This is a genomic window from Mucilaginibacter pankratovii (assembly GCF_014773265.1).
Taxonomy (GTDB): Bacteria; Bacteroidota; Bacteroidia; order Sphingobacteriales; family Sphingobacteriaceae; genus Mucilaginibacter; species Mucilaginibacter pankratovii.
Map to the genome: position 1 here is coordinate 60013 of NZ_JACWMY010000005.1, position 24734 is coordinate 84746.

25 protein-coding genes are annotated in these 24734 nt (G+C 45.9%); 11 read left to right on the top strand and 14 right to left on the bottom strand.

Annotated elements, in window-relative coordinates:
* Nucleotides 1-18: 18 nt before the first annotated feature.
* The 3 genes from IDJ77_RS10815 to lepA are packed head-to-tail and all read right to left on the bottom strand — an operon-like array spanning nt 19 to nt 3055.
* Entirely contained in the window at nt 19-900 is an 882-nt protein-coding gene (locus tag IDJ77_RS10815) for a bifunctional 5,10-methylenetetrahydrofolate dehydrogenase/5,10-methenyltetrahydrofolate cyclohydrolase (RefSeq protein WP_191188967.1), read from the bottom strand.
* Nucleotides 901-906: 6 nt separating this feature from the next.
* Nucleotides 907-1242 carry a hypothetical protein gene (locus IDJ77_RS10820; protein WP_191188968.1) on the bottom strand — a complete coding sequence of 112 codons (336 nt, stop codon included), beginning with the start codon at nt 1240-1242 and terminating at the stop codon, nt 907-909.
* A gap of 25 nt (nt 1243-1267) precedes the next feature.
* Nucleotides 1268-3055, bottom strand: coding sequence for a translation elongation factor 4 (lepA, locus tag IDJ77_RS10825; protein WP_191188969.1), 1788 nt, complete (start codon nt 3053-3055; stop codon nt 1268-1270).
* A 91-nt stretch (nt 3056-3146) separates the two neighbouring features.
* Here lepA and IDJ77_RS10830 point away from each other — a divergent pair, with 91 nt between their 5' ends.
* On the top strand, nt 3147-4283 hold the full coding sequence (locus IDJ77_RS10830; protein ID WP_191188970.1) for a hypothetical protein: 1137 nt from the start codon (nt 3147-3149) through the stop codon (nt 4281-4283).
* A gap of 6 nt (nt 4284-4289) precedes the next feature.
* Here the strand turns inward: IDJ77_RS10830 and IDJ77_RS10835 are convergent, their stop codons facing one another.
* From IDJ77_RS10835 to IDJ77_RS10860, 6 genes are all read right to left on the bottom strand, one after another.
* A complete protein-coding gene (locus IDJ77_RS10835) occupies nt 4290-5942 on the bottom strand; it encodes a hypothetical protein (protein ID WP_224751058.1) in 1653 nt (550 codons plus the stop codon).
* A gap of 102 nt (nt 5943-6044) precedes the next feature.
* Nucleotides 6045-6572 carry a DinB family protein gene (locus tag IDJ77_RS10840; RefSeq protein ID WP_191188971.1) on the bottom strand — a complete coding sequence of 176 codons (528 nt, stop codon included), beginning with the start codon at nt 6570-6572 and terminating at the stop codon, nt 6045-6047.
* Nucleotides 6573-6857: 285 nt separating this feature from the next.
* Nucleotides 6858-7388, bottom strand: coding sequence for a hypothetical protein (locus IDJ77_RS10845; RefSeq protein WP_191188972.1), 531 nt, complete (start codon nt 7386-7388; stop codon nt 6858-6860).
* A gap of 59 nt (nt 7389-7447) precedes the next feature.
* A complete protein-coding gene (locus IDJ77_RS10850; RefSeq protein ID WP_191188973.1) occupies nt 7448-8749 on the bottom strand; it encodes a DEAD/DEAH box helicase in 1302 nt (433 codons plus the stop codon).
* Nucleotides 8750-8887: 138 nt separating this feature from the next.
* Nucleotides 8888-9271: an SRPBCC domain-containing protein gene (locus tag IDJ77_RS10855; protein ID WP_191188974.1), complete on the bottom strand. Its 384-nt coding sequence runs from the start codon at nt 9269-9271 to the stop codon at nt 8888-8890.
* A gap of 180 nt (nt 9272-9451) precedes the next feature.
* Complete coding sequence (locus IDJ77_RS10860) at nt 9452-10048, bottom strand: acetate uptake transporter (protein WP_191188975.1); 597 nt, start codon at nt 10046-10048, stop codon at nt 9452-9454.
* Between the two features lie 109 nt (nt 10049-10157).
* Between IDJ77_RS10860 and gpmA the strand changes: the two genes are divergently transcribed.
* Entirely contained in the window at nt 10158-10847 is a 690-nt protein-coding gene (gene gpmA, locus IDJ77_RS10865) for a 2,3-diphosphoglycerate-dependent phosphoglycerate mutase (protein WP_191188976.1), read from the top strand.
* A 128-nt stretch (nt 10848-10975) separates the two neighbouring features.
* On the opposite strand, the gene IDJ77_RS10870 is transcribed toward gpmA, so the two are convergent.
* Entirely contained in the window at nt 10976-13789 is a 2814-nt protein-coding gene (locus IDJ77_RS10870) for an alpha/beta hydrolase family protein (RefSeq protein WP_191188977.1), read from the bottom strand.
* A gap of 145 nt (nt 13790-13934) precedes the next feature.
* On the opposite strand from IDJ77_RS10870, the gene IDJ77_RS10875 reads away from it, so the two are divergent.
* From IDJ77_RS10875 to IDJ77_RS10895, 5 genes are all read left to right on the top strand, one after another.
* Nucleotides 13935-15500: a PAS domain-containing sensor histidine kinase gene (locus tag IDJ77_RS10875; RefSeq protein WP_191188978.1), complete on the top strand. Its 1566-nt coding sequence runs from the start codon at nt 13935-13937 to the stop codon at nt 15498-15500.
* 64 nt (nt 15501-15564) lie between these two features.
* Nucleotides 15565-16497 carry a cation diffusion facilitator family transporter gene (locus IDJ77_RS10880; RefSeq protein ID WP_191188979.1) on the top strand — a complete coding sequence of 311 codons (933 nt, stop codon included), beginning with the start codon at nt 15565-15567 and terminating at the stop codon, nt 16495-16497.
* A 42-nt stretch (nt 16498-16539) separates the two neighbouring features.
* Nucleotides 16540-17400 (top strand): alpha/beta fold hydrolase, encoded by an 861-nt coding sequence (locus tag IDJ77_RS10885; RefSeq protein WP_191188980.1) that lies wholly within the window; start codon nt 16540-16542, stop codon nt 17398-17400.
* A 31-nt stretch (nt 17401-17431) separates the two neighbouring features.
* On the top strand, nt 17432-17878 hold the full coding sequence (locus tag IDJ77_RS10890; RefSeq protein ID WP_191188981.1) for a helix-turn-helix domain-containing protein: 447 nt from the start codon (nt 17432-17434) through the stop codon (nt 17876-17878).
* Nucleotides 17879-17930: 52 nt separating this feature from the next.
* Nucleotides 17931-18344, top strand: a complete 414-nt coding sequence (locus tag IDJ77_RS10895) for a VOC family protein (RefSeq protein WP_191188982.1) — start codon at nt 17931-17933, stop codon at nt 18342-18344.
* Nucleotides 18345-18391: 47 nt separating this feature from the next.
* Here IDJ77_RS10895 and IDJ77_RS10900 read toward each other — a convergent pair whose 3' ends face one another.
* Nucleotides 18392-18931: a 5' nucleotidase, NT5C type gene (locus IDJ77_RS10900; protein WP_191188983.1), complete on the bottom strand. Its 540-nt coding sequence runs from the start codon at nt 18929-18931 to the stop codon at nt 18392-18394.
* A 199-nt stretch (nt 18932-19130) separates the two neighbouring features.
* On the opposite strand from IDJ77_RS10900, the gene IDJ77_RS10905 reads away from it, so the two are divergent.
* Nucleotides 19131-19793, top strand: coding sequence for an outer membrane beta-barrel protein (locus tag IDJ77_RS10905; protein WP_191188984.1), 663 nt, complete (start codon nt 19131-19133; stop codon nt 19791-19793).
* A 61-nt stretch (nt 19794-19854) separates the two neighbouring features.
* Here IDJ77_RS10905 and IDJ77_RS10910 read toward each other — a convergent pair whose 3' ends face one another.
* Entirely contained in the window at nt 19855-20565 is a 711-nt protein-coding gene (locus tag IDJ77_RS10910; protein ID WP_191188985.1) for a hypothetical protein, read from the bottom strand.
* Between the two features lie 27 nt (nt 20566-20592).
* Entirely contained in the window at nt 20593-21369 is a 777-nt protein-coding gene (locus tag IDJ77_RS10915) for a hypothetical protein (protein ID WP_191188986.1), read from the bottom strand.
* Between the two features lie 37 nt (nt 21370-21406).
* Between IDJ77_RS10915 and IDJ77_RS10920 the strand changes: the two genes are divergently transcribed.
* A complete protein-coding gene (locus IDJ77_RS10920; protein ID WP_317174330.1) occupies nt 21407-22411 on the top strand; it encodes a threonine aldolase family protein in 1005 nt (334 codons plus the stop codon).
* A gap of 40 nt (nt 22412-22451) precedes the next feature.
* Here the strand turns inward: IDJ77_RS10920 and IDJ77_RS10925 are convergent, their stop codons facing one another.
* The gene (locus IDJ77_RS10925; RefSeq protein WP_191188987.1) at nt 22452-22910 is read right to left on the bottom strand and encodes a GNAT family N-acetyltransferase; all 459 of its coding nucleotides are present in this window, start codon (nt 22908-22910) and stop codon (nt 22452-22454) included.
* Nucleotides 22911-23033: 123 nt separating this feature from the next.
* On the opposite strand from IDJ77_RS10925, the gene IDJ77_RS10930 reads away from it, so the two are divergent.
* Complete coding sequence (locus tag IDJ77_RS10930) at nt 23034-24119, top strand: DNA topoisomerase IB (protein WP_191188988.1); 1086 nt, start codon at nt 23034-23036, stop codon at nt 24117-24119.
* A gap of 54 nt (nt 24120-24173) precedes the next feature.
* Complete coding sequence (locus IDJ77_RS10935; protein WP_191188989.1) at nt 24174-24695, top strand: hypothetical protein; 522 nt, start codon at nt 24174-24176, stop codon at nt 24693-24695.
* The last annotated feature ends 39 nt before the right edge of the window (nt 24696-24734 follow it).

Below are 24734 nucleotides of genomic sequence, written 5' to 3' on the forward strand. Positions count from 1 at the left end.
CAACTCACTTACCGCTCACTAAACGTACACCTCTTTATTAGCCGATGATAACGTATTCTTTAACAAACCAATAATAGTCATCAAACCAACACCGCCCGGTACAGGGGTTATCCACGACGATTTTGGCGCGACGTTCTCAAAATCAACATCGCCGAAAAGTTTATAGCCGGATTTGGTTACGGTTGAGGTTTCGCGGTTCATGCCCACGTCAACTATTACAACACCATCTTTCACCATATCGGCAGTGATAAAATTCTTTTTGCCGATAGCTACGATCAGGATATCTGCATCAAGGGTGAATTTTTTAATATCGGGTGTTTTGCTGTGGCAAATGGTAACGGTGCTATTGCCCGGGTAGGTGTTGCGCGCCATCAAAATGCTCATTGGAGAGCCTACAATGTTGCTGCGCCCAACAACCACGCAATGCTTGCCTACGGTTTCAATACCGTATTCTTTCAGCATCAGGGTGATACCGTAGGGGGTAGCCGGGATAAACGATGGCAGATTACGCTGCATCCTTCCCAAATTTACCGGGTGGAAACCGTCCACATCCTTACGGTGATCTATCCGTTCGGTTACTTTCTCGGGGTCGATATGTTTGGGTAGTGGGAGTTGTACAATAATGCCGTCGATATCGGCATCGGCATTTAGTTCAGCTACCTTGGCAAGTAACTCTTCTTCGGTCACGTCATCTTCGTAGCGCACCAGGGTCGATTTAAAACCAACCTTTTCGCAGTTTTTCATTTTGCTGGCCACGTAAGTTTCGCTGCCGCCGTCGTGCCCAACCAAAACCGCCACCAAATGCGGTTTGCGGCCGGTGCGTTCTAGTATTTTAGCAGCTTCTTCAGCTATTTCTACCTTAAGTTTTTCTGATACGTATTTTCCGTCGAGTAATTGCATTGCGCTTTATATATTTTTGAGCCAATCAACAGGGAGTGGCGGCAAGTCTAATTCTATTAGCTCCTCTTTTTTCACAAGCCTAAACAGCGGCATATTGGCGAAATGAAGCTTGGTTCCCTGTTCGATATTTATTTTAGAAATGATGCTTTCTATTGTTTCTACACCTTTGTTGATCAGTGAATTAATGATCATATCCGATTTGTTTTCAGTATTCACATCAACGAAATACTTTGGCGTACTACCCTCATAAACTACCCAGTCCCCATACGAAAAGTCTCCGAGGTCAATAATCTTTTTTATCCCTCGCCATGTATAAAAACTCAATTCCAAGTATTTGGACATAAAGCGATCTTTGTTAGCGTTCCGATCAATCCAGTTTCAACACTGCCATAAACGCCGATTGTGGTATCTCTACGTTACCAACCTGGCGCATGCGTTTTTTACCTGCTTTTTGTTTTTCCAGCAATTTACGCTTACGCGATATATCACCACCGTAACACTTGGCGGTAACATCCTTACGCATGGCTTTCACCGTTTCGCGTGCTATAATTTTAGCACCGATAGATGCCTGTATAATAATTTCGAATTGCTGGCGCGGCAATAGCTCCTTCAGCTTTTCGCAGATCTTCTTACCAAAATCGTAAGAGTTGCCACGGAATATCAGGGACGACAAAGCATCAACCGGCTCTGCATTCAGCTTAATATCCAAACGAACAAGATCACTCCGGCGGTAACCTATCTGGTGGTAATCAAACGAGGCGTAGCCTTTTGAAATGGTTTTCAGTTTATCATAAAAATCAAATACGATCTCGCCCATTGGCATCTCGAACGTAAGTTCAACCCTATCAGATGTTAAATATGATTGATTTTTAATGAACCCGCGTTTCTGAATACAAAGCGACATCACCGGGCCAACAAAGTCGGATTTGGTAATGATCGTAGCCTTGATATATGGTTCCTCTACAAAGTCTATCTTACTTGGGTCGGGCAGATCTGAGGGGTTGTTAACTATAATTGGCTCGTTGCGGGTAGTATATGCAATGTACGATACGTTGGGTACGGTGGTGATCACCGTCATATTAAACTCGCGCTCCAGGCGTTCCTGAATGATCTCCATGTGCAGCATTCCAAGGAAACCGCAACGGAAACCAAAACCTAAAGCCGCAGAAGATTCCGGTTCAAAAACCAAAGAAGCATCGTTCAGCTGCAGCTTGGCCATCGATTCGCGCAGTTCCTCGTAATCGTCAGTATCAACCGGGTAGATACCCGCAAATACCATTGGTTTTACTTCTTCAAAACCTTGTATACCACCCTCGCAAGGGCGGGCTATGGTGGTGATGGTATCTCCAACTTTTACCTCACGTGATTCTTTTATACCCGAGATGATGTAACCCACATCCCCGGTTTTGATCACATCTTTAGGCGCCTGTTTCAGCTTCAATGTACCAACCTCCTCTGCAATGTACTGCTTCTCGGTAGCGAAGAATTTAACTTTATCGCCTTTGCGGATCTCGCCGTTCACTACTTTAAAGTAAGCTACGATACCACGGAAGGAGTTGTAAACCGAATCGAAGATCAACGCCTGCAGAGGTGCTTCCGGATCGCCAACAGGGGCAGGGACACGCTCTATAATGGCGCGCAAAATATCAAATACGCCCATACCGGTTTTACCGGATGCAGCTAAAATCTCTTCGCGTTTGCAGCCGATCAGTTCAACTATCTGGTCTTTCACTTCCTCGGGCATAGCACCGGGGAGGTCCATTTTATTCAATACCGGGATAATTTCCAGATCATTCTCTAACGCTAAATACAGGTTAGATATGGTTTGCGCCTGGATGCCCTGCGCTGCGTCTACGATCAATAATGCTCCTTCGCAGGCCGCTATTGAGCGGGAAACTTCGTAAGAAAAATCTACGTGGCCGGGGGTATCTATCAGGTTGAGGACGTATTTTTGTCCGTCGAGCTCATAATCCATCTGTATGGCGTGGCTCTTGATGGTGATACCACGCTCCCGCTCCAGGTCCATATCGTCAAGCAGTTGTGCCTGCGATTCGCGCTGGGTAATGGTGCCGGTATATTCTAATAACCTATCGGCAAGGGTGCTCTTACCGTGGTCGATATGTGCTATGATACAAAAATTACGTATGTGCTTCATTCAGCCGCAAAAATAACTTTTTAGGCGGATAAATTGGCATCATTTAAGCGATTTCGCTAACTTACCAGCGCACCAAAACCATTATCGCTGTATGAAGCTGCCGCTTACTTTTGTCATTTTGTTTTGTACGCTTAAATCGGTTGCCTGCTCTTGCAGCATATTTGGCGATTTTAAAACGCCGGACGATCTAAAGTCGAATAATTTTATTGCACTGGTAAAGATCAAAAAACTACCGCCGTTAACCGATAATAAATACATGCCATTGCGTGCGAACGATAGCATAGCCATAGATGTGATAGAATTATTTAAAGGAAAAACCACCGACCTTATACATGATGACAGCTTTAACAGCGACTGCGCCATGAATTTAAACACTGGAGAGGAGTGGCTGTTTTTCGGCTATGAGGCAAATGGCAGAAACTATATTTCGCGTTGTAGCTACAGCGTTAGGTACCGTGATGTTTTAGGCGCGAGGGAATGGAAAGCTTTCACGGGGATATCCCAGCTAAGTTTGCTGCGCGATATATATCATCATGCAAAACCGGTTGGCAGCGAAGTTTTGAAGTTTAATAACAGCACAACAGAAGTTGAACAAGCTTTTAAAAACGGCAAAATAAACGGTAAACGGAGGATCTATTACCCAAGCGGCAAATTGCAAATTGCCGAAGAATTTAAGGGCGGCTTTCGCACAGGCTACCGAAAAGTATACGATACCGCTGGCCACTTAGTTTACCTTACAAAATACAAACACGGCTTAAAAAAAGAATCGATAACCTACCAGGATACGGCAGAACACGCCTGGTATCTGAATTTTCAGATACACAACAATAAGCACCCCTTATTTGGGGAAGGTCACGACTCGGTGTATTTTGTAAAACTACTCGATTCGTTACGTAAGAGTAAAAACTGGGCTACTCAAATCCAGTCGAAGTATACTTATAGCGATGATGGACTTAGTTACACCAGCGTTTTTTATGGTATTACCGGTAAGGTGGAAAGTGAAGCATACCAGGATTGGGGTAAAAAAATCAATGTATCCCGCATGTATTACAAAAGCGGTAAACTACAATCATACAGAAAGCTTGACCAAAATGGCGATGCGCAAATAGAAAATGATTATACTGAAGACGGCAAGCGCCGGGATTTTATTACCAAATGCACCTCCTGTAAATTTTATTTTGACAAGAACAACCCGCCGGGCGCTGCCGAGGGAGTTTACACGGAGTAGCGCCGGCTACTTAGATTCTACCTGCAAAAAACATGGCGTCTCGCATATTTGCAGCGTTACTTTGCCGTTAACCACTTTTAATTTTGTTGGTGTCATCATGTCAGCTCCCGGCACGGGCTTATAAATAAAGGCCGATTTTGCTGACCCCAACTCAAGCGTGTACGTGCCTACGCGCCCGGTTTGATCGGGAATGGTTAACGTATAAATAATCTTACTGCCATTCTGATATTTATCTATCAGCGGATCCTGGCTTATCGTGCCAACATAATTGTAATTGCCCATCAACTTTGTCGCCTGCAAAATATAATCTGCTGCGGGGCGGCGTTTTTTATTTTCGGCAAGGCCGGAGGTTGCGTACTGCTCTTCTTTATTGGGGAAGGCATCAAACAACTGGTAAAAGAACAATCTTTTTACCCCATTGCGGATGTAGAGCAGGGAGCTTCTTAAGATCCAGTCGGCCTGGGTTTCCAGCACGGTTTTGTTGCCTATGGCAGGCGCGTGCTGGTAGCTGCGGGGATTAATATCGTAACCCACTTCGGTAACCCAAACCTCGGGCTTATTGGGCAAACTATTGGCATATTTAACAAAACTATCGGCCACGCTGCCCGATTCTGATAGCTCAGGAGCTATGCCTGTTGTAGCTTTTTTATGTGTAAATACGCTGCCGTCGTTGGCATACAGGTGGTAATTAATAATATCAAAGCAAAGATCGATTTTTCCATCACGTTTTATACCGCGATTCACTTTACACCACGCTACCATTCGTTTTACATACTCCACGTCGGCAGTAGCGAGGCCCGTCATTACTACCTGCATATTGGGGTCGGCCGTTTTTACGCCTGAGTTGTTACCCAGAGTACCTTTATGCCCATCATAAAATGCAGATAGGTTCGCAGCGTATTGCTCGGGCGTTTGGGTAGCTTTATCACCTTTCCACCAACGGTCGTTCTCGTTGCCGCATTCGATGTATTTGATAAGCCCCATGCCAATTTTCACCTGGTTGGCCTGGTCGTTTGCCCTGCGGGGACGGGTATCAACTTTTACAAGGGTGGGGTTCACCGCTTTATTATAGCCGTACCGGGCTGCAAATTGAAAAGCGGTGCGGGCTTGTACAACGTAAGAAGCCGGGTTAGTTAAGTCTGCACCGTAGGTAACGGGTACATTCTCGTCGTCGCGCTGGTTGGCAGGGTAGGTGTCCATCATCCAAACGGGGAGGTTTTTAAGACAGGCGAGTACCAAAATGCTATCCTGCTTGCAGCGGGTGTACATCAGGTCGTAATTCCAGCTGCCGTTGTTGGTTGGGTTGTAAGTATAATTCCCTTCTGTATTTTCCAGCTTGTTCCAGTTCATGTAATGCCGCATGGCACTAAAGGATTTGATAAGCGCCATGTTAGGCTCATAGATCGTTCTTTCGTTCATGGCCGCCGGGTTTTCTTCGAAATTCCATTCGTAACTGTTTACCCCAAACATATTCTTTAGCGGCACAGGGTATGTAGCTGGCTGAATCTTGTTGCCGGCGCCTATGTTTATGGTATCACCATCGGGAATTACCGCGACCTGTGGATTTGCTTGCTTCGCGGACCTTTCGCTACATCCCGAAAGCACCATTGCAACAAAAAAAAGTGGGATGATCATTTTGGCTAAAACAAGTATTTTCATTGCAACAGCGGGTGGTAAATAAAGGTAATAATAAATTTAGCTCCACAAAAAATGCCGCCCCGGTTTGTAACGGAGCGGCATTTTTGTAGCGGAGAAATCTCCTTAGAACAGCATTTCCTGTGGTGGAGTTACACCTTTTAAGCGCAGATAGGCCGTGGTTTGGCCGCGGTGATGTGTTTGGTGTTCGAAGGCTTTAGCTAATAAAAGGCCGCGACCGGCTTTCATGGTACCGCGCATGGTAACTTCTTCGCTCATTTGCGCATCAGTCATGCCTTTTATTGTCGCGATAACAAAATCATAGCTATCTAAAACTGCTTTAGTGGTAGCTTCTTTAGTTTGGGCTACAGTTTTCTCTACCGATACATCTTTGCCAAGCGGGCTTTCTTTGCCACTCGCGGTGGTAATAAAAAAGTAATTTGCATCTGCGAGGTGAAGCATCTGCCCAGCAAAGCTGCGCATTTCGGGAGTAGGTTTAGATGCATAGCCATCGGCAGGCATGGCATCTAAGTAAGCTTTTGTGTACGCTTTGGCGCGGGTCCATTCGGCAACAGATTGCTCGCGGGTTATTTGCGCAAAGGCAGCTGTACAGGTAAATACAATTACCGTAAGTAGAAGTGATAATTTTTTCATGGTTGGTTTTAATTTAGTGCAGCTAAGATAAGTTTATTTGGGTAAAAGTAGCTGAAACTGCTGATTGAGGAATGATTATTTTGTATTGTTGATTTGATTCTGGGGAGCAGCATAACCTCAGAAGAAAGTAAAAAATAATTTATGGAATTGATGTGGATTTTTCATCTTAACTATAAATATTGCGATACAACCTAAACCTTATTACAATAATAGCAGGGTTCTATTTATGATGACTCCCCCGGGGCAGGGTGCGATGATGACGTTAGACCCGTTAGCAAATGTTCATCACGGGGCCTGAAGCACGTCAATGCACTCTATTGATACCTTGGTATTGATTTCTTTTGGTAATGGTAATAAAACTGAATCGGGGTACATTTTTTTCAGTTTACCAATAACACAGTCACAAAATTTACCGGTTGTGGCAGGGAATTTCGTCCTGAAAATAGCGTCATAATTTTGGCGGAATGCCTTTTCGGTATATGCATCCCATTTAACGTAAAAGGGGATCAGGTCTGCATTACCTGTACCGCGTTCTTGTAAAGCATATTCCCGTTCGACCCGGATGTGCAAAGATTGCAGGCTATCTTTTGAAACAGAATTGATGCCGTTAGGTATGCCTTCTTTGATTCTGCGCACCAGGAAGGTCACATATTTCTGCCTCTTTAGCTTATCCGGCATAGTTAATTTGGAGGTAGAATCCAAGTAATTGTATAGGCCCTGTTCATATTCTTTGGTCCAAATTTTTGCATTTGGCTGTGCTTTGCATGAACCAAGCATAACGGCTGTCAATAACAAAACAGTGTAAAATTTATACATGTGATAGGTTTATGAAACAAATGTAAGTATTGGAAGCTGACATCGTATCTAAAGATCCTTTATTTCGAAACTTCTATCTTTACTTTCTTGCCTTTTATCTTTTCATTCTTCACCAGCGCCACTACGCGCTCGGCATCTTTGCGTTTTACAGCGGCATAGGATGAAAAATCAAGCACCTCTATCAATCCAAGGTCATCTTTATCCAGTTCGCCTTTTTTAAGGAGGAGGCCTACAATATCCACCTTATTTACCTTATCCTTTTTACCTGCGGCAAGGTAAAGCGTAGTCCACTGCGATGGCTGGGGGATAATGATATCGCCGCTTAGGTCTTCCACTTCCGGCAGTTCTTTTAAGTAGGCCGGCTTTTCTCCGGGGGCAAGCAGCAGGTAGGAGGTGCCTGTGGCATGCATCCGGGCAGTACGGCCGTTACGGTGGGTAAAAGCTTCTTCGTTATGCGGTAGCTGATAGTGTATTACGTGTTCTATTTCGGGGATGTCTAGTCCGCGGGATGCTAAGTCGGTGGTGATAAGGATACGGTGACTGCCGTTGCGGAATTTGATTAAGGCACGTTCGCGGTCGTCCTGCTCCATGCCGCCATGGAAAATATCGTTGGGTAAGCCGTTATCCCAAAGCGTATCGCTGATGCGCTCCACGGCTTCGCGGTGATTACAAAAAACGAGTGTGGCCTTATCGCCAATTTTGCAGATGAGCGCAAACAGTGCTTCCAGTTTATCGGCCGCTTCCGCAACTACCACTTTTTGTGTGAGCTTGGATACGGTTGGTGTATTATCCAGGTAATTTAAGGCGATGGGTTTATTAATCCCAGTAAAGCGCGGAATCTCGTCCATTTGCGTAGCCGAGGTGAGGATGCGCTTTCGCACGCTCCGCAGCTGACCAATGATGTAGGCCATATCTTCCTGGAAACCAAACTCCAGGGCCTTATCAAATTCATCCAGTATCAGCGTGGTAATGGTATCGGTACTAAAGCTTTCGCGGCGCAGGTGGTGGCCTATCCGGCCGGGGGTACCTATCAGCACCGCTGGCGGCTGCGACAGGTTTTTTATTTCCGTACGTACCGGGTGCCCACCATAGCAGCAATTCACTTTAAAGCCGCTGCCTATCGACCGGAAAACCTGTTCTATCTGCAATGCCAGCTCCCTCGAAGGGACTAAGATCAACACCTGCACAGTGGATACACTGGCATCCAGCGAAGCAAGTAAGGGTAACAAAAAACCAAGTGTTTTACCCGATCCGGTGGGTGAAAGCAATATCACGTCGCCTTTTTTGGCGGCGTCGATAGCAGCTTCCTGCATCGGGTTTAGTTTTTCGATATTAAGTTTTTGGAGCGCCTGCTTTATCATGTGGGCAAAGATACACCAAACGAGTTGTTTAAATATCGAACTCCGAATGTTGAATATCGAATGATGAAGTAAAAGTCTGAAAGCAATCCTTCGACATTGGATATTCGAAATTTATTATTCGATATTTTCGGGGCTTGCCTATCCTTCCGAAAAGAAATCCGCCAGGCTGCCAAAATAAGCGTCGTTCCAGCCATCAGCAATATCATTGTAATCGCTATCCGGGATGTTGGTATGTTTTAGTTCTACCGAAGTGCCATGTTTATCGGCATGCAGTTTTATGGTAACGATGGATTCCTCGGGCTGCCCGTCGAAATACCATTGCTGCACTATTTTTTTGTTATCTTCAAATTCCAGGTTCTTGCCAACGATGCTGCCTTCCCACATAGAAAATTCGGAACCGGGAACGGTAGACATTTCGGCTTCCTCACCCGTCCATAATTGGATAGTGATGGGGTTGGTAAGCGCCATGTAAAGCTCCTCGGGCGTAGCCGGTATGATGTAATATTTTTTCAGATCTTTCACGGCTGCAAGTTAGGAAGAAATGACAGGATTTCAGGATTTAAAGATTTAAGAGGATTCACCGTCACGATAATTCGTTCGTCGGTTAAAACCAACGGCAATGAAGGTGGATAGCTTGATAACCTTGCCGATTTATCGATACCCCACCTTCATTGCAGTCTCATTTATGAGACGGACTGCGAATTATTTGCTTGTTTCCACCGGCCCAATTGGCATAACCACGCGGCCGTAAACCTCGTTCATTACACCGGCAATGCCTGTATAGATGGCCGATAATCCGCAGATAATGCCCTCGTACCCGGCTAAAGTGGTAATGCTTTTATTCCCCGTTGCATCGCCAATGGCCAACAGGGCAAATAATACGGTTAATGATGCAAAAACAAACTGCAGCGCCCGGTTAAGCTTTAACGTACCGAAGAACAGGCAGAAGGTAAAAAATCCCCAGATGCTTAAATAAGCTACCATGGCACCTTCGGTAGGTTTGGTGCCCCAGCCCAGTTTTGGCATCACTATTAATCCAACAAGCGATAACCAGAAAAAACCGTACGAAGTAAATGCGGTTAAACCGAAAGTGTTATTCTTTTTGGCCTCGATAACGCCTGCGATAACCTGTGCCAGCCCGCCGTAAAAAATGCCCATTCCTAATATCATGGTATTCAGTTCGTAAAAGCCGGCGTTATGGATGTTCAGCAAAACGGTGGTCATACCGAAGGCGCAAAGGCCAAGTGGTGCAGGGTTGGCTATGCCATCCTTCCCAACAACAGGAGTAGTTGGGATCATGTGCTAAAAGGTTTTTAATTTTGGTTTATGGATGCAATCTAATTTAATTACCGTTAATTAACAATTAAATTTAAACTGAATTGCTGCGCCGGCGTTAACATTAGCATATATGCAGAAACTTGTTTTAATTCGCCACGGCGAAAGTATCTGGAACCAGGAGAACCGCTTTACCGGCTGGACAGACGTAGACCTATCACCCGAAGGCTTGGAGCAGGCCAAACGCGCCGGGCAATTATTGGCCAAACACGGCTACACCTTTGATGTTGGCTTCACTTCGGTACTTAAACGCTCCATCAAAACCATGCATTTTGTACTGGAGGAGCTCGATCACCTTTGGATCCCGGTACATAAATCGTGGCGCTTGAATGAGCGGTTTTACGGCGCCCTGCAGGGACTGAATAAAGAAGAAACCATTGCCCAATACGGCGAGGAGCAGGTACACAAATGGCGGCGCGACCCGCACGAACATCCACCCGCCATAACCGAGCAGGATGAACGCTTCCCCGGGCATTACCTAAGGTACAACGACCTCACTTACCGCGAACTTCCCCTTACCGAAAACCTGAGCGAAACCATGACGAGGGCCTTACCCTTTTGGCACGAATCTATCGTCCCCGCCATCCGCGACGGTAAAAAGGTAGTTATTTGCGCGCACGGGAATAGCCTGCGGGCGCTTATCCAGTACATCGAAAATCTTACCGATGAGCAAGTAACCAAGTTGGATATCCCCACTGCCACCCCATGGGTTTATGAGCTGGATGATAGGTTGAATTCAATTCGGCATTATTATTTGGAATAGGCCTTACAAGGCCTCTCCACGCGTCATTGCGAGGTACGAAGCAATCTCTACATAGGACAGGCTACTTTGCAGATCGCTCTGCTTATAGGGAGATTGCTTCGTTCCTCGCAATTGACGTGGTGTTTTAATTACTTCCCACTCATCTCTAATCCCCAATCTTTACCTTTGTTAACTGCGGGCACACCTTTATCCATCCAAACCGGCATCGGTTCACCTTTTAAAAAGTGACCGAAGAACTGCGCTTCGCGGATGCTGATGTCTTTGCGGTTCTGTCGTTTTACCAGGTTGTGGGCCTCGTCGTTGTATTGCAGCAGCCAAACGGGTTTGCCCAGGCGACGCAGGGCGGTAAACATTTCTATCCCCTGGTACCATGGCACGGCGCCATCAGCATCGTTACTCATGATAACTACCGGTGTTTTTACCTTCGGAAACTGGAATAATGGTGAGTTCTCTATATAAAGTTCAGGCTTTTCCCACAGCGTTGCGCCGATACGGCTCTGTGTTTTTTCGTATTGGAATTGGCGGTTCACGCCGCTTTCCCAGCGGATACCGCCGTAGGCGGAGGTCATGTTAGCCACCGGGGCACCTGCCCATGCCGCCGCGTACATATTGGTTTGGGTGATGAGATATGCTACCTGGTAACCACCCCAGCTTTGGCCCTGTATGCCGATGTGCGCGGCATCTACCCAACTATTCTTCTTTAACGATTCCACACCCGAGTTTACAAACTCTACAGCCGAAGCACCCGGATGCCCGTTGATGTAACTGATATCCGGCGCGAATACCAAGTACCCGTTACTTACAAACCAGGAGATAGGCAAGCGCGAAGGTGTAGGAGCAGGGGCCTGGTAGGTGTAAAGCCCGTCGCTCAGTTTTTCGTAGAAATAGGCGATCATCGGGTACTTTTTAGCCGGGTCGAAATCTTCTGGCTTATATAAAATACCTTTCGATTTGTAACCTTTTGGCGTTGTCCATTGCACCAGCTCGGCAGTACCCCAGTTGTATTCGGCTTGCTGCAGGTTTATGGCGCTAAGTTTTAACTCTTTTTTCAAGTCGGCAGATACATACAGGTTAGGCGACTGTGTATAGCTTGATTTGGTATAGATAAATACATCAGCATTTTTAGCTTTTTGCAAGCTGCTGTACGTTACCGGCGCAACAATTACTTTAAGCGGATCGGCCTCTGTACCCAGTGTTTTGGTATAATACCCCCACTGCTTACTCTCTTCGTTTTGCGCGATAAGCCAAAGCGCTTTTTTTGACGGGATGAATTTCTCTTCGCTGTCAGTTGAGCTATAGCGGAACTTAATTTTATTTTGACGGCCAAGGTGGTTGGTGAGGTTAACCGCATGGCCTGTTGCCGGGTCTACGCTCCAGATATCGTACCTGTCGTAGATCAGCACATTTTTATCATCCTTTTCCCAACCTGCAATGCCGTAAGCGCCGGGGTCGTCGGGTACATCATTTTCTTCGTCGCCCATTTTTACGGCGGTGGCCGCGGTTAAATTCAGCTTTTTGCCCGTCGCGATAGCGTAAGAATGCCAGTTTTGGCCTTTCGAATCAAACCAGATCACATAATTGCCGCCCGGCGAAATACGGTAATTTGCCTTTGCGCGGGTATTGATGCGGGTGCGCTCCCCGGTTTTGGTATTGATCAAAAATGCCTCCTGGTTGCTGCCGCCTTCCCACTGCGATTGTACGCGTGCACCGGTATCGGCCAGGCCCAACACATAGCCGCCGTCGTTATTATCGGGCACGGCTATATCCCTAATGTTTTCGTCGCCCAGTTGAATGAGTTTTCGCTCGCCTTCGTTTGGGCGGATAACGGCTAAATAGCTTCGTTTTAATTCCTTCTGCAGATTCTTTAGCTGGTAGGGCTGCAGGTAATCATCTTTATAGTTCCAGATGTCCAGCCTCGCTACTTCAAAATCTACCAGCGTGGTATCGGCAGGTTTTGGGATAGGAGCAGTGCCAAAGAACAGGTTATCGCCATTTTTGCTGAAGTAAATTTTACCATCGCCGCTGGCCGCCCAGTTTGCCGTCATGCCGGCACTGCCCTGTGCGGCAATTACATCGGCGCTATCTTTTGTGGTGTTGTAATAGTAAAGTTTAAATGGCTTTACCAGCGCCTTTTCCGGGTTTTTCTCGGCGGTAAAAGCAAGCTGTTTGCCGGCATCGTCAAAAGCGAGGTTACGGTAATTGCCCCGGCCGGTACTGACGGTTTTAAGACTGTCTTTTTCCACATCGTATACAAACAGGCCCGACTTTATATCCTTCGACTTTTTGGGGGCGGTAACCGAGTATGCCAGCAGCTTACCATTTTTGCTCAATATATAATCGCTCACATATTTAAACGTCCTCGATTTACCGCTTATTAAAGCCCTCAGCGTAAGCTCCGCACCATCTTTAACGGGAGGTGCAATAGTATTTGCTATTGCTTTTTTCGAAGTATCGCCCCCCTCAGGTTTCTTTACGGTATCGGCAGGGGATAAGTAGGCGATAATCGATGCTTTTTCGGCTATTTTAAAGGAGCGGATAGCGGGTATTTTTTCTATGATTTTGCTCCCAAGCACGGTAATCCCCAGTGTATCCTTCGGAAATTCATTTTGCTTTTTCTTTTTGATCTTAGCCTGTCTCAGATCTTTATAAAAAGGGCGGATCATAAACACGGCGTATTTAGAATCGGAGGTGATGCGTGCGGTATCGGCCCTTGCCACCCTTAATGGGTTCTTATTTTTGGCATCAGTTATCACCAGGTCTGCGTCGCCTTCCTGTGGTTTTATCACATACAGTATAGATTTTCCGTCGTTACTGATGAGCTGGTTACTGATACTTTGCCAGCCATCATAAACAGATTGATCGAGCGGTTTTTTGGATATTTTTTGGGCAGATGCCCCCAAACAAGCAAAAAATAAGATTGCCGGTAACAGCGTTTTCTTCATAGCAGGCAGATAAACCCTAAAGATGCTAAAATTTAACCCCCGCTGTAGATTGAAATGAAAAAGTTACAGGCCGGGGTATTAACCCCATAAAACTGAATAGCTAATTACATATATTTATCCCCTCCTTAATTTATAATTAAGTTTTATGACAAATAATATACCGCCGGCCAAATATCACATGCATTTGCAGGGCGGTGGCGAAATGGGGGAGTTAACACGGGCGTTCGACTGGGCTTCAAGCCCTTTGGGAGACCCGGAAACATGGCCGCAAAGCTTACTTACCACCGTTAGTATCATCCTGCGGTCGAAGTTCCCGATGTTTTTGTGGTGGGGGAGCGATCTTATACAATTTTACAACGATGCTTACCGCCCCAGCCTGGGTGCAAACGGCAAGCACCCCAAAGCCCTTGGGCAAAAAGGCGAAAAATGCTGGCCGGAAATATGGCCCATTATAAAACCGCTGATAGACCAGGTAATGGGAGGTGGCGAGGCCACCTGGGAGGAGGACAGCCTGATACCCATTTATCGGAACAACCGGGTTGAGGATGTGTACTGGACATTTGGCTACAGCCCGGTGATAGATGAAAATGGCGTACCTGCCGGTGTATTGGTTATCTGTAACGAAACTACCGGTAAAGTTAAAACCCATCAGCAAATTATCGACGCAAAAAAGGAATTGGAGTTTGCCGTTGAGGCAGGCGAACTGGCTACCTGGGACCTGAACCCCGCTACCAACAAAATTGTAGGTAATGCGCGGATTAAGGAATGGTATGGAATGCCGGCAGAAAATGAGATAGATTTAGCACGCGCGGTAAATGTGATAGCCGGGGAGGACCGCAATAGGGTTTTAGAGGCTATTGATAAGGCAACCAGGCGCGGATCAGATGGTAATTTCAATATAGACTATACTATTATTCCTGCTGATACCGGCATCCGTCGCGTTGTGAAGGGTGTTGGTAAAGCAGTGTTTGATGCTGAAGGGACTGCCATTCGCTTTAGCGGCACCTTGCAGGATATAACCGAAGACCGCACCATACAGCTGCGTAAAGATGAATTCATCAGTGTAGCGAGCCATGAATTAAAAACGCCCATCACATCGCTTAACGCATCGATGCAGATACTACAAAAGCTGGTAAAGACCGAAGAGGTAAGCGACAAGATCAGGCTGTTTGTAGGGAAGGCGGGCAATAACTTAAATAAACTGGTGCACTTGCTGGATGATCTGCTTAACGTTACCAAACTGCAGCAGGGGCAGCTGGCCCTAAACAAAACAAGGTTTAACCTGGGCGATCTGATCAATGATAGCTGCGAGCATTTAGGGCAGGAAGACAGTTACCCCATTTATATTACCGGCGAACCGGATGTAATGGTTTATGCCGATTACCGCCGGATAGACCAGGTATTGGTAAACCTGGTGAACAACGCCATCAAGTACTCGCCGCAATCAAAAAAAGTAGATATCAGCTACGGTCGCGATAACGGGATGGCTGTTGTACACGTGCAGGATTACGGCATAGGCATAAACCCGGAGAAACTCCCGCATTTGTTCGACAGGTATTACCGGGTGGACGGGCTGGGTCACCAATTTTCGGGGTTGGGATTGGGCCTTTACATTAGCGCCGAGATAATTAAACGGCACGATGGGCAGATCAGCGTAGATAGTGTATGGGGCAATGGCAGTACATTTTCGTTTACATTGCCGTTGGATTGATTAAATATATAAATTTTCGGCCCGTACAAACAATAGCCTACTTTGCTGATTTATACAGCTAAACATGGCTTCATCCAAAACATCCATCTACGCGGCGCTTATTGCTAACCTGCTCATTGCGGTCACCAAATTTATTGCCGGCGGCATCAGTAACAGCGCTGCAATGGTGGCGGAGGGGGTACACTCGGTTGTAGATACCGTGAATGAATTATTTTTGCTGCTTGGCATTCATCGCAGCAAAAAACTGCCTGATGCCACACATCCATTCGGGTATGGTAAGGAGCTTTACTTTTGGTCGTTCATTGTTTCTATCATGATCTTTGGGCTTGGCGGCGGTATCTCTATTTACCAGGGCATCGCCCATATCATCAAACCCGAAGAACTTGGCGACCCAACTATCAACTATATTGTATTAAGCCTGTCTATCGTATTCGAAGGGGCGTCTCTTATTATCGCCATCAAACAATTCAACAAAATACGCGGCACCACACCGTTTTGGCAAGCGGTTATTAAAAGTAAGGATCCTTCCAGTTTCCTGGTTTTGTTTGAGGATGCAGCCGCTGTTGCCGGTTTGTTTATCGTGATGATATGCGTCTACATAAGTCACCGGTTTAATAAGCCTTATGTAGACGGTGTTGCGTCGCTGCTGGTTGGTTTAATATTGGTAGTGGTATCGGCAATTTTAGCACGCGAGAGCCGCAGCCTGTTGATGGGCGAGGGGGTATCTACCCAAACACGCGATAAAATTTGCAGGCTTGTGGAAGGGGACAACCATGTTACCAAGGTGATGCATATCCTCTCTACCTACCAATCGCCAACGGAGGTGTTGTTGATGCTGATCGTAGCTTTTAAGGAAGATATGGATACTTCGGAGATAAACGTAGCTATCGACAGGATCCGCGACGATGTAAAGGCAGAATTTAAGTTTGTGCGTTTTGTAGTGATACAGCCTGAAAGTTTGGAGCACCATATTTTGTGGAACGACGATAAGCATTAAGTCCCCCGGATTTTAATTTATAGCTTTGCCGGCGCAAGCTCCATGAAAAAACTAAAACAAATAATAGCACAGGTAAAAACTACCGATGAAGCATCCGCGGGATTTAACGATCTGCTTTGGCAGCTTATTTGCTATTCGCCAAAAATGCCGGTGCGTTTGCAGCAGCAGCAATTGCTGGATGAGGCCGAAAAGTTTAGCTTAACCGCCTACGATGAGCATTTTACCCACACGCATTTAAAATTCAACGGCTTTAAATGGGGTAGCGGAACGCATAAAATTGTGATCACCCACGGTTGGGGTTCCAAAGCAGCCGATTTTGCCGAATTGATAAACGCTTTGAGCCTAATACCCGATACCACCATAATTGCCTTTGATGTGCCGGGTAACGGCAGTTCGGAAGGGGAATTATCTAATGGCGCCTTGTTTGCCGATGCCGCAAAAGCGGTGATAGGCCAATACGGAACGCCGGATATTTTGATAGGGCATTCTTTGGGCGGCATGGCCAATATAATGGCTTTAAACGATAACGGTGCCAAGCCGAAACTACTGATCAGCGTAACGCCGCTCATCAGACTGAAAGAAAACTTTGAAAGCAGCATGGCTGCCGCCGGCGTATCTGCAGAACCGCAGGCGGCTTATTTGAAAAGCTTTGAAGAATTGGTAGGCAGGGCAGCATCCTCATACGATTTGGAAAAGCTGTATCAACGCGGGCCGGAGCAACAGCATTTTTTGCTTTATGATGAAGCGGATATGATATCACCGTATAAATTTATACGAGACTTTTTGTCGGCGCGTCCATTCATCAGGAACAAAAATTATACAGGTGCCGGTCATGCAGGTATTATCAGGTCGCCGGAGGTTATAGCCGATATCGTTGCAGCAATTAGCGCAATTTTGAAATAGACCGTGCTGTTTTAATTAACTAAATTTGTTCATGCCCCAGCCAGCAGCAACAATTTTCCTCAAAATATATCTCTACCGGCGGGTAGTGCAGGCCAAGCTGTTTATTGATGCGCATTACCATCAGCCCATTAATTTAGCTGCAATTGCCGACGAGGCTTATTTCTCCAAATATCATTTTATCCGCCTGTTTAAAGCCGCTTATGGTAATACCCCCCACCAGTATTTAATGGCTGTGCGGATAAACAACGCCCAGCTTCTGCTGAAAACAGGTATGCCCGTTACGGACGTTTGTTACGCCATCGGCTTCGATAGCATCAGTTCTTTTTCCGCGCTGTTCAAGCGGATCACTAAGCATTCGCCGGCTGTCTGGCAGCAAACGGAATTGAAACGCGCTGCCGAAATGAAAATAGCACCGCTCAATTTTATTCCAAACTGTTTTGCCCAACAAAACGGGTGGACCCCAAACCGCAATTTTTAACAACAAAACGAGTCCGCAGTTACCGACCTTTAGCCGGATAAACAAAAATACCATGATCACAAAAATGAACCACGTGAGCATCTTTGTCCTTAACCAGGATAGTGCTTTTGATTTTTATGTAAACAAGCTGGGTTTTAACGTGCATACCGATGCCAGCATGGGCCCCGGTAAGCGCTGGCTTACCGTTTGCCCGCCCGAACAGCCCGAGCTGGAGATAAGCCTAATGGCAATAAACGAAGGCATGATGTTTAAACAGGAAGCAGCAGAACAAATGCGCGTGCTGGTGAGCAAAGGCACCTTTGGCTTTGGTGTTTTTGAATGTAATGACCTGCTTGCAACCTATGAAGAGCTAAAGGCAAAAGGAGTGGAGTTCACCAAAGAACCTACCAAAGAATTTTACGGTTTTGAAGCGCTGTTTAAAGACGATTCGGGGAATTGGTTTTCATTGGGCGAGAAGAAGCAATAAACACGAATTTCACGAATGACGCGAATTCCACGAATTAAAAATCCGCTTTACTTCGTGGAATTCTCTTTTGATAGAATGTTTAAAACCTCATCCCAGTTATTTGCGCGCACATGGTGGTTGGCGCTCACGTTATGGTAAGCATGGAACATGATGGTTTTGCCCTTAAAATTATCCAGATTTTTCAGGTGGTCGTCTATCATGTAATCGGTATTGATGATGCTTTTATCGCCACAAAAAACAATGTTGCGCCAGCTTATAAAAGGGAAGTTTATATTAAGCCATTCCAGCTTTTCGGGCAGGCTTAAAGGGAATTCCATAGCGGCCGATACAATGTACACCTCGTACGTTTCCATCAGCTTTTTAACGGCTTCCACAGCGCCGTCCATTACAGGTAAGCTTAAAAAGAACCCGGGAGATAATACAAACCTGCGCGCCAAACCCGCTTCGGGGAAGAGTGTATCATCATTTTTTCCGGCCAAATCATCCTTGGTGAAGAGGGTGCCGTAATCGCGCTGGTACCAATCTAAAAACTGCTGCTCTACATCGGCAATTACGCCATCCATATCTATTGCTATCGATTTTCTCATGTTAGTGTTTGTTATCTGTTTTTTGGGTTTACGGGCGTCGCAAAAATAGATTATTATAGGATAAAAAATTAATTAAAAACGGTGTTTGCAGAGCTATATTATACTTTTTTGGAGTAATAAAAATATATATTAATTACGTGTAATATTTGAAATAACAGGTGTTGTTCCCCGTTCAAGCAACTCATCTAAACACCAAAAAATGAAGAAAATTTTCACAATGGCAATGCTCCTCATCGCCGCTCAATTTGCAAAAGCTCAAACCGAAAAAGGCAACCAAACACTCGGTGTAAACCTGCAGTTTCAGCATTCAAACAGTACAGGTACTAATATAGACCCGGTTAGCAAGTCGATCACTGTTCAGGACCAAAAAAGCACCAGTTTTTACACCGGCCCTATTTACAGCTATTTTATCAGCAACAATCTTGATCTGGGTGGTTCATTGTTATACAGTTCAAACCGTAGTACCTACGGCGATGCTGCTGGCGAACAAAAGCAGACTAACAGTAGTTTTGGCGGTACCATATTCCTGCGTAAATATTTTATGTATCAAAACAAAATTGGGCTTCGCGCCGGCCCTTACGCGGCTTATAGCCACAGTAACTCAAAATTTAATAATGTTCCGGTTAACTCCGTTTATGATACAAAAACGACGGGCGATAACTACGGTGCCGGTATCAATGCGGAATTGTTGTATTACCCCACAAGCCATTTGGGCGTATCATTAACGCTGGCTAATGTAAGCTATAACCACTATAAAAGCGACAGCGGCAACAGGGGAAGAAATAGCGGCGATTCCGTTAACGCCACCTTTTTAAATAGCGGCCTGGGCGTATCTGTATTTTATACTTTTACAGGTAAGTAACTGCAAGTAAAATTCTTTAAACCAAAAAGATCCGGTTGCTTTCAGCACCGGGTCTTTTTTTTTATTGCTTATGCGAGGCCTTTACTTTATTAAAGTAATCTACCAGCTTATCTATATTACCCAATCCGTACCGACCCGCGCGTATTTGCTCCAGCACTTCGGGTTCGTCGCCCATGGCTTCGCTCATTACATCTGCAAAGTTTTCCTCGGTAACGTGCTGCATGGTAGCCGTGTTAGTGCCGTAATAATAGCTCAGCTTTGATTTATCAACGCTACCGCCGCCACCTCCGCCGCCAAAGGCAATACCTACTCCGCCGCCCAGGCCGCCGCCATAACCACCGCCACCCGTACTTAAGCCCACACTTGGCGAAAAGCGTACTTTTTTCCCCGTTCCGCTGCCGGTGCCCGCGCCGCGGGTCGCGTAGATTTTGGTCTCCTCGTTCACCACCACGCGTACAAAATCAAACTCTTTTTTTGCCCAGGTTTCGTTACCCGGGGCATGCGCCACTACAAAGCTGTCCTTACCCACCACATACGATTGCAGGTCGCTGGTGCTCAGTTTATAGGGCTCAGTTTTCTCACCATCCTTAAATTCAATAAAACCTTCGTTTTTAATGGGCCCGTTACCGCCCGGGTTGGCAATGATAAACCCATCGGAACGAACGCCCTTAACATCTATAAAATAGCCGGGCTGCCATTTTTGAGCGAACAGAACAGGAGAAGTTAACAGCAGTAGCGCCGTAAGAGAAAGATATTTTTTAAGAGTGAACATTTTAAATGTGTTTGATTAAGCGGGTACTTATAATTTCCCCTGTAGTTTTACTTTGTTAAAATACGCTATAAGCGCCTCTATATTATCCAGGCCAAACGGATTGGCAAGAATATAATCAACTACTTTTGGCTGGCTTTTCATTGTGGCCATTATTACATCTTTAAAATTAGCCTCCGTTATGTATTGCAGTTCGTTCGGGTTGCTGCCATAATAATACCACTTTTTTGTATTGCCATCACGGTTGCTTGCTTGTGTAGTATAGGTGGGTAGCTGCAAAACCGGTTGCAAATAACCCGGGGCTGCCTTTATCAAGCCATCTTCGGTTACGCGGTTATCTTTTACAATTGCGCTATTCTCATTGGCATACAATGTGCCATTTCCAAGGGCGGTTAGTATAGTTGGCAGCTTTCTGATATGGCCGCTGCCTTTATAACTGGCTGGCTTACCATCCGCTATCCTTAGGGTATAAATTTTTACGTCCTCATTCATTACTATCCGCACAAAATCTGTAGCCATTTTTGTCCACTTGCCCTTTGCCGGGGCTTTGGCAACCACAAAGCTGTCTTTACCAGCCACGTACGACTGCAGGTCGCTGGTGCTTAGGGGTATCACCTCGCCTTTTTCCGAATCCTTAAATTCAATATATGCCTCGCCTTTGATCGGCCCGTTGCCGCCCGGGGCAGGGCGTATAATGCCGGCATATTTAACGCCTTGTACATCGGTATAATAGCCGGGCTGCCATGTTTGGGATCTTGCCGTTATTGTAATACCGAAAATACAAAGCAGGAGTAGAACATTACGCATAAGATTTAGATATTTGAAACCAAATATAATAGAATTTATGATGACTGTTGATCTGCGCAGCGATACTGTAACAAAACCTACCCCCGGGATGCTGGAAGCCATGTGGAGCGCCAAAGTGGGCGACGACGTGTTTGGCGAGGACGAAACCGTTAACGCGCTGGAGGAAAAAGCTGCAGCAATGTTTGGTATTGAGGCTGCTATTTACTGTCCATCGGGCACCATGACCAATCAGATAGCCATCAAATGTTTTACGCAGCCGCTTGATGAACTTATTGCCGACCAGACCGCGCATGTTTACCGCTACGAAGGTGGGGGCATTGCCTTCAATTCGGGGGTGTCTACTCGCTTATTGAACGGTTACAGGGGAATCCTTACGCCGGAAATGATTGAGCCGGAGATTAATGACGATAATATTCATTACCCGCATACCAGTTTGGTAGTGCTGGAAAATACCGTTAATAAAGGCGGCGGCAGCTGCTATACCCTGGAGCATATTAAGCCCATTGCTGCGCTTTGCAAAGCAAAAGGCCTGAAATTGCATTTAGATGGTGCCCGCGTTTTTAATGCGCTTGCACATACCGGCGATAAACCTGCCGATTACGGTAATTGTTTCGACGGGATCTCGGTTTGCCTGTCGAAGGGTTTGGGCGCGCCGGTAGGCTCGGTATTACTGGCGGATAAGGCTACCATTAAATATGCCCGCCGCATCCGGAAGGTTTTAGGCGGAGGGATGCGCCAGGCGGGCTTTTTAGCTGCCGCAGGTATCTACGCGCTCGATCATCATGTGGAACGGCTTAAAATAGACCATAAGCACGCCCAAATTATGGCCGAAGAGCTCGGCAAGCAAAGCTGGGTAACCAATGTAGTGCCCGTAGAAACCAATATTATTCTTTTTGATACGGTTGAGCCCGCAGAAATAGTTTTAGCGCGGTTGGAAGCGAAAGGCATTAAAGCGAACAGTACCGATACACACCGAATCCGTTTTGTAACCCATTTGGATGTGCATCCCGAGCAGGTGGAATATGTGGTGAAAAGTCTATAGTTTGAAGTCGAAAGTCTAAAGATGATTGTCTGACTTGAGGCTAAAGACTTTCGACTTCAGGTTTCTCAAAATACCTCCATTCCCAAACCACGCCATCTTCTTCGTCCATAATGGTGCCCATCAGCTGGAAACTGTTTTTTTGAAGGATGCGCGACGAGTAATTATTTTCGGGCATGGTGCGGGCGGTTACATTAACAGACGGATCGGCGTGCAGAGCAAGTTCCACTAATTCATGGCACATTTGGCTGCCCACGCCTTTTTGCTCGTAATCAGGAAAAGTATAGTATGCTATTTCTACCTGCCCGTTTACAGGCTTGCCTTTAAACCCACCGCAGCCAACCAATTGGCCATTTTCTTCGGCATAATAGCTTATCCATGGCGGGTTAAAGCCCACGCGGGTGTAATAGTCTGTAGACATTTGCACCATCTCCCTGCAATCGGGAAATGCAGCTAATTCGGTGTTGTCTTCTACAAATTGTTTAACAGGTATCAGTCTCATCTTTAGCTACATATTGATAGGCCAATATAATTAAAAACCTGTAAACCAATGCAAAACACTTTAAATCTCAACCCGCGCTACAACACTCAAAACTTATCATTAAACCGAATGTTGTAGTCTGACATGAACCGTCTCCAAAAAAAACTCGAGAAAATTGGCCGCGACCCTAAAATTACCGCGAAGGCTGTCGGTCTGCGTTACGTAGCAGACTCGGCACCGGGGTATTCCCGCAAAAAATCTGGCACGGGTTGGAGTTTTTATGATACTGAGGGTAAGCTTGTTAAGGATAAGGAGCTAATCACGCGCTTTACTAAACTGGTGATCCCGCCGGCCTATACCAATGTTTGGATCTCGCCTTACGAGAACGGGCATTTGCAGTTTACAGGTACGGATGCGGCCGGGCGTAAACAATACCGCTACCATCCGTATTGGAATAAGATCCGCAATCAATCTAAATATCACCGGATGCAAATGTTCGCGGCACATTTACCGGCCATACGCGAACGGGTAGACCACGACCTTGCCCGCCGTAACCTCGACCATGAAAAAGTGGTGGCTTTGGTTGTACGGCTGATGGAGCTGACCAGCATCAGGGTGGGTAACGAATCGTATAAAAAATTGTACGGCTCTTTCGGCCTAACCACGCTGATGAACAAGCACGTAAAGATAGAAGGCACCAAAATAAACTTTGAATTTAAGGGCAAAAAAGGCGTGTTCCATAAAGTGGCCCTGCAAAGCCGGAAACTGGCCAACTTGGTTAAACAATGCCGCGATATCCCAGGGAAAGATCTGTTTCAATATTATAACGAAGCGGGGGAACGCTGCACTATCGGCTCGGGCGATATTAATAATTATCTTAAAGAGATCACCGGCGAAGATTTTACGGCTAAGGACTTCCGCACCTGGGCAGGCAGCGTAAGCGCACTGTACGCCTTTAAAGAAGCCGGTGAGTTTGATAATATTACCGAGTGCCGTAAAAAAATAGTAAGCGTGTTAGACGAAGTAGCTATAAACCTGGGCAACACCCGTACCGTATGTAAAAAGTATTATGTGCATCCCACGGTTATAAAAAGCTACGAGGAGGGCACCATTTTTAAATACATCAGCGAACTGGAAGAAAGCCAGGATGTAAAATCTTCAGAACTCAATATTGCCGAAAGGGCATTGCTCAAACTCCTTGAGAACGAGAAACTCGCAGAAGCGAGCTAAAGCAACTTGCAATCGCCTAAAAATCTGTATGTTTAGTGCCTCACACAAAACATAATGGATAGAGAAATAAGTGTTACTAAAGAAGGACTGCTTTTTGCCGAACTGAAATTTTCTTATGAAACCCAGGTATCGGGCCATGTAGAGGGTATCTATTACAATTCGTATTGGGTGATTCCACCCTCGATAGATCCCCCAGGTCCGGGCTTGCAAGCTTCGGTGCCGTTGTTTGTTTTAGCAAAACGCACTGTTAAACATGATGTAATTCCATCAATGCAAGAATTAAAAGAATATGATGCTTTGTTTATGAAACAACTGGAGGCATATCCGCCGCCCGGGGACGATGCGGTATTTGAATATAAGGATCTTCATCGCCGGTACCCCGTGGATGCTCCATTAAATGGTATTGTGGATGTGCAGGCGAATTTCGGCGAGGATATAAAAACGATAAAATTCACTTCTGCTCATAACTGGGGGGGCGATAAAGAATACGCTGCAAGCTGCCTCAAGGCTGATGTTACGATGATAGCCCAAATGGCCGAACATCAGCAGACCGTGCAGAACAATAAATTATTTTAGGTGCTTTGTCCAATCCCGGCGTTACTGATCGTCATTCGG

Excerpts from the sequence above, each read along its gene's own strand:
- IDJ77_RS10880 (WP_191188979.1), top strand. The coding sequence starts at position 15,565 with ATGGCTTCATCCAAAACATCCATCTACGCGGCGCTTATTGCTAACCTG.
- IDJ77_RS10885 (WP_191188980.1), top strand. The coding sequence starts at position 16,540 with ATGAAAAAACTAAAACAAATAATAGCACAGGTAAAAACTACCGATGAA.
- IDJ77_RS10890 (WP_191188981.1), top strand. The coding sequence starts at position 17,432 with ATGCCCCAGCCAGCAGCAACAATTTTCCTCAAAATATATCTCTACCGG.
- IDJ77_RS10920 (WP_317174330.1), top strand. The coding sequence starts at position 21,407 with ATGATGACTGTTGATCTGCGCAGCGATACTGTAACAAAACCTACCCCC.
- gpmA (WP_191188976.1), top strand. The coding sequence starts at position 10,158 with ATGCAGAAACTTGTTTTAATTCGCCACGGCGAAAGTATCTGGAACCAG.
- IDJ77_RS10830 (WP_191188970.1), top strand. The coding sequence starts at position 3,147 with ATGAAGCTGCCGCTTACTTTTGTCATTTTGTTTTGTACGCTTAAATCG.
- IDJ77_RS10930 (WP_191188988.1), top strand. The coding sequence starts at position 23,034 with ATGAACCGTCTCCAAAAAAAACTCGAGAAAATTGGCCGCGACCCTAAA.
- IDJ77_RS10820 (WP_191188968.1), bottom strand. The coding sequence starts at position 1,242 with ATGTCCAAATACTTGGAATTGAGTTTTTATACATGGCGAGGGATAAAA.
- IDJ77_RS10840 (WP_191188971.1), bottom strand. The coding sequence starts at position 6,572 with ATGAAAAAATTATCACTTCTACTTACGGTAATTGTATTTACCTGTACA.
- IDJ77_RS10845 (WP_191188972.1), bottom strand. The coding sequence starts at position 7,388 with ATGTATAAATTTTACACTGTTTTGTTATTGACAGCCGTTATGCTTGGT.
- IDJ77_RS10935 (WP_191188989.1), top strand. The coding sequence starts at position 24,174 with ATGGATAGAGAAATAAGTGTTACTAAAGAAGGACTGCTTTTTGCCGAA.
- IDJ77_RS10910 (WP_191188985.1), bottom strand. The coding sequence starts at position 20,565 with ATGTTCACTCTTAAAAAATATCTTTCTCTTACGGCGCTACTGCTGTTA.
- lepA (WP_191188969.1), bottom strand. The coding sequence starts at position 3,055 with ATGAAGCACATACGTAATTTTTGTATCATAGCACATATCGACCACGGT.
- IDJ77_RS10895 (WP_191188982.1), top strand. The coding sequence starts at position 17,931 with ATGATCACAAAAATGAACCACGTGAGCATCTTTGTCCTTAACCAGGAT.
- IDJ77_RS10905 (WP_191188984.1), top strand. The coding sequence starts at position 19,131 with ATGAAGAAAATTTTCACAATGGCAATGCTCCTCATCGCCGCTCAATTT.
- IDJ77_RS10925 (WP_191188987.1), bottom strand. The coding sequence starts at position 22,910 with ATGAGACTGATACCTGTTAAACAATTTGTAGAAGACAACACCGAATTA.
- IDJ77_RS10900 (WP_191188983.1), bottom strand. The coding sequence starts at position 18,931 with ATGAGAAAATCGATAGCAATAGATATGGATGGCGTAATTGCCGATGTA.
- IDJ77_RS10850 (WP_191188973.1), bottom strand. The coding sequence starts at position 8,749 with ATGATAAAGCAGGCGCTCCAAAAACTTAATATCGAAAAACTAAACCCG.
- IDJ77_RS10860 (WP_191188975.1), bottom strand. The coding sequence starts at position 10,048 with ATGATCCCAACTACTCCTGTTGTTGGGAAGGATGGCATAGCCAACCCT.
- IDJ77_RS10875 (WP_191188978.1), top strand. The coding sequence starts at position 13,935 with ATGACAAATAATATACCGCCGGCCAAATATCACATGCATTTGCAGGGC.
- IDJ77_RS10835 (WP_224751058.1), bottom strand. The coding sequence starts at position 5,942 with ATGAAAATACTTGTTTTAGCCAAAATGATCATCCCACTTTTTTTTGTT.
- IDJ77_RS10815 (WP_191188967.1), bottom strand. The coding sequence starts at position 900 with ATGCAATTACTCGACGGAAAATACGTATCAGAAAAACTTAAGGTAGAA.
- IDJ77_RS10870 (WP_191188977.1), bottom strand. The coding sequence starts at position 13,789 with ATGAAGAAAACGCTGTTACCGGCAATCTTATTTTTTGCTTGTTTGGGG.
- IDJ77_RS10915 (WP_191188986.1), bottom strand. The coding sequence starts at position 21,369 with ATGCGTAATGTTCTACTCCTGCTTTGTATTTTCGGTATTACAATAACG.